At 61.4% G+C, this 5,314-nt stretch carries 6 protein-coding genes; 4 read left to right on the forward strand and 2 right to left on the reverse strand.

The genetic code is table 11. From position 1 onward, the window contains the following. Positions 1-357: 357 nt before the first annotated feature. Both FAZ79_RS11065 and FAZ79_RS11070 read left to right on the forward strand, forming a co-directional pair. On the forward strand, positions 358-726 hold the full coding sequence (locus FAZ79_RS11065) for an MbcA/ParS/Xre antitoxin family protein (RefSeq protein ID WP_136868017.1): 369 nt from the start codon (positions 358-360) through the stop codon (positions 724-726). A gap of 3 nt (positions 727-729) precedes the next feature. After that, positions 730-1,482: an RES family NAD+ phosphorylase gene (locus tag FAZ79_RS11070; RefSeq protein WP_136868018.1), complete on the forward strand. Its 753-nt coding sequence runs from the start codon at positions 730-732 to the stop codon at positions 1,480-1,482. Between the two features lie 241 nt (positions 1,483-1,723). Here the strand turns inward: FAZ79_RS11070 and FAZ79_RS11075 are convergent, their stop codons facing one another. Both FAZ79_RS11075 and pdxH read right to left on the reverse strand, forming a co-directional pair. Further along, positions 1,724-2,446 (reverse strand): uracil-DNA glycosylase, encoded by a 723-nt coding sequence (locus FAZ79_RS11075; RefSeq protein ID WP_136868019.1) that lies wholly within the window; start codon positions 2,444-2,446, stop codon positions 1,724-1,726. Continuing rightward, a complete protein-coding gene (gene pdxH / locus FAZ79_RS11080) occupies positions 2,443-3,090 on the reverse strand; it encodes a pyridoxamine 5'-phosphate oxidase (protein ID WP_136868020.1) in 648 nt (215 codons plus the stop codon). The genes FAZ79_RS11075 and pdxH overlap by 4 nt, the downstream gene beginning before the upstream one ends. Before the next feature lie 80 nt (positions 3,091-3,170). Here pdxH and FAZ79_RS11085 point away from each other — a divergent pair, with 80 nt between their 5' ends. Further along, positions 3,171-3,806, forward strand: a complete 636-nt coding sequence (locus FAZ79_RS11085) for a hypothetical protein (protein ID WP_136868021.1) — start codon at positions 3,171-3,173, stop codon at positions 3,804-3,806. A 52-nt stretch (positions 3,807-3,858) separates the two neighbouring features. Further along, positions 3,859-5,187 (forward strand): hypothetical protein, encoded by a 1,329-nt coding sequence (locus tag FAZ79_RS11090; protein WP_136868022.1) that lies wholly within the window; start codon positions 3,859-3,861, stop codon positions 5,185-5,187. Positions 5,188-5,314 lie beyond the last annotated feature (127 nt).

Here is a 5,314-nt window from a genome sequence, read left to right on the forward strand (position 1 = left end):
GATTAGCACCCACCCAAGCGTTGGTCGCCCTTGCGAGAAAACTGGCTCGGGTCGCTTTCAGTTTGATGCAGAAACAGACTGACTACGTGCCGAGAATCCCTTGTGGGGAGACATAGAATCTCCTACGCACCCTGTGGGAGCGAGCCCCGCTCGCGAAGGCCGCCCCAGCGGCCGTCCCGATCTGGACGTTGCACACCGCCGAACCCGGAACTCGCGCGTCCCGCGCGATTCGCGACCCAGGGTCGCTCCCACAAAGGGTTTCGCTTGAACACCAGCGCCTGCAACACGCCATGCCTTGTTGTTGCATACGCACACTTTTGATCCTATCGTTGGAATACGCAACACCGGAGTCGTGACATGACCCTCGCCGTCGCCCCCAACAACGCCTCGAAAGACAAGGCCATGGTGCTGGCCAAGGCCCTGTTCAACGCCGGACGCGGGCTCGGCCTGAGCCAGACCCGGATCGGTCGGATCGTCGGCAAGAACCGCTCGACCATCACCCGCTCGGGCGTGGACCCGGAAAGCCAGAACGGCCAATTGGCCCTGCTGCTCGTGCGCTGCTACCGAAGCCTGTATGCGCTGATGGACGGCGACGAGGCGCAGATGAAGCATTGGATGCACACGCCCAACCGGCACACCGGCGGCATCCCGGCGGAGCAGATGCTCTCCGTGGTCGGGCTGGTGCATGTCTGCGACTACCTGGACGCGATTCGCGGCAAGGTCTGAGGCGTGCCGGACCTGTGGCAGGAGTGCGAACTCGCCGAACGCATCGAGCCGATCGGCGGCGTGCTGACTCGCATCGTCGAGAGCCAGGAGCAGGTCGCGACGACCGGGCTGGTCGACACCCTCGAGGAGCAGAGCGTGCTCGAGGAGATGCTCGAGGCGACCAAGCCCCCGCCGCGACCCGGCAGCGAGGATCTGCACTACCTGCTGCTCACGCCCTTTCGCTATCCACCGCTGAGGCACGGCTCGCGCTTCGGCGGCCGATTCGAGCCGTCCCTGCTCTACGGATCGCTGGCCACCCACACCGCGCTGGCGGAAGCCGCCTACTATCGCCTGGTGTTCTGGTCCGGCATGCAGACGCCGCCCTCATCCCCGCTTCGCAGCCGCCACACCTTGTTTCGGGCGAGATACGGCACGGATGGCGGCCTGCGTCTGCATCGCCCACCGTGCGACCGCAAACGGCCCGTCCTGACCGATCCGGCCGACTACGCCGCCACCCAGCAGCTCGGCCGAACCATGCGCGAGGCCGGGATACGGGGTTTCGAATCCCCCTCCGCCCGCGATCCGAACGGCGGCATCAATGTCGGCCTGTTCGAACCATCGGCCCTGACCTCAAGATCGCCGACCGAATGGGAGGGCTGGCTGTGCGAGGTGACCGGCGAGCGTGTCACCTTCCTCCAGCTCACCGGCGGACGCATCGAACGCTTCCCCGCCGACACCTTCCGCGTCAATGGACAACTGCCACAGCCGGCCGTCTGAACGAACAACAACGCCTCGGCGCGTTAGCGCCCATCCCAGACCGTTATCGATTCCACCGGCGCGATGGCGGGCGAGGCCCTTTCGAAACAGAGCCCCACTGTGGGAGCGACCCTCGGTCGCGAATCGCGCGGAACGCGCGAGTTCCGGGCTCGGTTTCGTGCCTGAACTCGACCGGGGCGGCCGCTGGAGCGGCCTTCGCGGGCGGGGCCCGCTCCCACAGTGGGGCCTCTTGGGCGTGCGATCAGATGCCGCTCGACTCGGGGCCGGACTCGACCCCGGTCCGCCAGTCGATCGGGTCGAGCCCGTGGGATTCGAGGAAGGCGTTGATGCGCGAGAAGGGCTTGGAGCCGAAGAAGCCGCGGTAGGCGGACAGCGGCGAGGGGTGGGGACTCTTGATGACGAGATGCTCGGGGCGGTGGACGTGCGCGGCCTTCTTCTGCGCCTGCGCGCCCCAGAAGACGAACACGATCGGGCGCGGCTGCTCGGCGAGTACGCGGATGGCGTGATCGGTCAGCGCCTCCCAGCCCATGCCCTGGTGCGAGGCCGGCTGACCCGAGGCGACGGTCAGCACGGCGTTGAGCAACAGCACGCCCTGGTCGGCCCAGTGGGTGAGATCGCCGTTGCGGTTCTGGATGCCCAGATCGTCGGCCAGCTCCTTGAAGATATTCAGCAAGGATTTCGGCAACGGCCGGACGTCCGGGCGCACGGAAAAGCACAGCCCGTTGGCGTGACCCGGCGTGGGGTACGGGTCCTGGCCGAGGATCACCACCCGCACCTGATCGAGCGGGGTGTGGTTGAAGGCACGGAACCACTCGTCGGGCTTCGGGTGGATCACCGTGCCGCGCTTGCCCTGTTCGAGCAGCCGCTGACGCAGCTGCTGCATGGGCGTATCGAGCAGCACCGGGGCGAGCGCCTCGCGCCACGCCGGCTCCATCTGGACACGTTGAAGTGCGGAATCCGTCATGGCATCAGGCGTTCGATCGTCCAGCCGTCACCGTCGCGCACGTAGGCGAAACGATCGTGCAGGCGCGACGGCCGGCCCTGCCAGAATTCCCACTCGCGCGGCACCACGCGGTAGCCGCCCCAGGCGGGGTTGCGCGGCACCTCGCCTTCCGGGTAGCGCTCGGCCATGTCCTCGAAGCGCGCCTCCAGGGCCTCGCGGGATTCGATCGCCGCGCTCTGGATGGAGGTGATCGCCGCCAGCCGCGATCCGCGCGGGCGCTGGCGGAAGTAGGCCTCGTTGTCCTCGTCGGACAAACGCTCGACCAAGCCTGCCACGCGTACCTGCCGATCGACCTCCGGCCAGAAGAAGGTAAGCGCGGCACGCGGGTTGGCGTCGAGTTCCCGGCCCTTGCGGCTGCGGGTATCGGTGTAGAAGCACAGGCCGCGGGCATCGAAATGCTTCAACAGCACGTAGCGCGCCGACGGCCAGCCGTCGGCGTCCACGGTGGAGACGCACATCGCGGTGGGGTCGAAGTTGCCCGCCTCGCGTGCGGCGATCAGCCACTGGGCCAGCTGGTCGACCGGATCGGTGGCCAGGTCGCGGCGATGCAGTACGCCGTGGAGGTAGTCGCGCCGGTCGGCACGGTGATCAAATTCGCCCGCCATGGGAGCTCCTGTTGCAACGTGTTTGCCGTGCGAGACTATAGGGCACACGAACGCGACGTTTCCAGAAAGGACCACGGACGATGACCCGACCGCTGCACCTGTTCCTGTTTCACGGCCTCGGCGCCGACGGCGACGACCTCGCCCCGATCAGCGACCTGATCACCGAGCGCGTGCCGCTGACCGACCACCACTGGGCCGTGCATCGCCCGGACGCGCCGGTCTCGCCAGTGTCGCTCAACGGCGGCATGCCCATGCCCAGCTGGTTCGACCTGATCGCCGACGACGGCAATATCGAGGCCGACCGCGACAGCCTCGCCGGCATCACCTTCGACCTGCAGCAGCAGGTGCAGGACACGGTCGGCGACGACCCCTTTATCCTCGGCGGTTTCTCGCAGGGCGGCGTGCTCGCCAACCGCCTGATGCTGAGCCTGCCGCGCCCGCCGCTGGCCGCGCTGCTGCTCTCGACCTGGCTGCCCGCCCCCGAGCAGATCGACCGGCCCAGCGACGGCCGCGACCCGGTGGTATTCATCGGCCACGGCGAGCACGACACCCTGATCCCGGTACGTGCCGCCGGCATGGTGAATGCGTTCCTGCAGGATTGCGGTCTGACGAATGTCACCGAGCGGCACTATCCGGTCGAGCACGGCATCCTGCCGGAGGAACTTGAAGATATCGTCGCATGGCTGGCAGAAAATCTGCGAGGGCCTGAAAAATAAAGCTCAATGAACTCAAAAAAGAGGAAGAAGCGGGCTTTAAAGGAAAGACACTATGGAAGAAGAAGCAATTAATTTCAGCGAGAATGAGCTCAGAGACTTCCTCTATGAGAACCACAAACACTCAATATCTGACCTAATCACAGGACGACGGGCGCCAGCCAAATGGAACGGAAATGGATTCCCGCCAATAAAACTCCTCATTCAAAGAGCCACAGAGGTCAAAATAAACGAAACTTTAGACGGGATCTACAGCTTATCCCTCTCGGCCCGCGAGCTGCGCCTAGAAAAATCAGAAGACACCACCACACGAATTGACTTATTCGGACTCTCGGAGTCCAGCAGCCTAACCATAATAGAGCTAAAAAAGTCTAAACAAACCGAAAGGCAGTCCTATACCGAACTCCTCGCTTATGCCAATCACTTCTGCTCCATATTCCCCGGGCTAAATGAAGAGGCCATCAACACCATACTTGTGGCTCCAATGAGATCACGGACTGTCAGGGATGCCTACGCTCAAGAAATTATAGGAAACAACAAAAGATCGGCCGCCCTAATTCCCAAGGAGAAGGATGGATCGATCCAACTACAAGCGTACTACCCTGAGGAACATTACTATCGGTGGTTTGAGAACAGCTTGCTGGATGATCGGTCCATGTGCACTGTTGCGGTGGCGTTTCCAATCATTGACGGATGGATCGATTCAGATCTCAAGAGTAAACATGGTGAAATACCCGAATACTCTAAAGCAGCTCTCAACACCATCGCCAACTCTGCGTCACACAGACTTGAATCAGAGGGGTTTCATGCAATTGTATACGCCTCCCAAAAATGGGGGAACATAGCCCAAGAAATACCCTATCCAAATGTAATATATGCGGTCTTCCTAAACCCATTCTCATCATTCAGGAGCGCAAACGAGCAAGGGATAGTTTTTGGCAACTCAAGCTCAAAAAGAATCAGAGAAATTCAGCAAATACAAGACCAGCTCCGCGAAGAAGAAAAAGAAATGTGGCTAGCCCAAATGGAACAAAACTTCCAAGGGCTCGCCACGAAAATAATTATAGAGGAGTTCGAAGCCTGCTTTAAAAGCACTGATAACTCTCGCTTAAGCAGAGAAATCTCCTTGCCTAACTGGGAATGCATAAAAACAAGTATGCTTGATTCCGTATTCAACCACAACCTAGATGTTTATCAAACCGGAATCATAAGGGAGATATATCAAGAATACATCAAGTACATATTCGACCAGAAAGAGGACGAGATTTATTATAGTGATGACTTGCCAAAATACTCCTACAAATCCTTCAGGGCTTTCTTGCCCGTCTGGGAAATACTAAGAAACCTCGGCCTTGGGGAGTCACACCAGCCACCCCCGGATTAAACGCAACAACTCGACGCCGAAAGGCATTGATATCGCGGACTGACCGCAGAGATTAAGCAATCTTGAACGCATCCAGCGCCGCCCGCGCCGCCACGGCCCGGGCGCGGACGCGCTTGGGCGCGGTGCC

Source organism: Guyparkeria sp. SB14A (assembly GCF_005096345.1).
Taxonomy (GTDB): Bacteria; Pseudomonadota; Gammaproteobacteria; order Halothiobacillales; family Halothiobacillaceae; genus Guyparkeria; species Guyparkeria hydrothermalis.

Excerpts from the sequence above, each read along its gene's own strand:
- FAZ79_RS11065 (WP_136868017.1), top strand. The coding sequence starts at position 358 with ATGACCCTCGCCGTCGCCCCCAACAACGCCTCGAAAGACAAGGCCATG.
- FAZ79_RS11075 (WP_136868019.1), bottom strand. The coding sequence starts at position 2,446 with ATGACGGATTCCGCACTTCAACGTGTCCAGATGGAGCCGGCGTGGCGC.
- pdxH (WP_136868020.1), bottom strand. The coding sequence starts at position 3,090 with ATGGCGGGCGAATTTGATCACCGTGCCGACCGGCGCGACTACCTCCAC.
- FAZ79_RS11085 (WP_136868021.1), top strand. The coding sequence starts at position 3,171 with ATGACCCGACCGCTGCACCTGTTCCTGTTTCACGGCCTCGGCGCCGAC.
- FAZ79_RS11090 (WP_136868022.1), top strand. The coding sequence starts at position 3,859 with ATGGAAGAAGAAGCAATTAATTTCAGCGAGAATGAGCTCAGAGACTTC.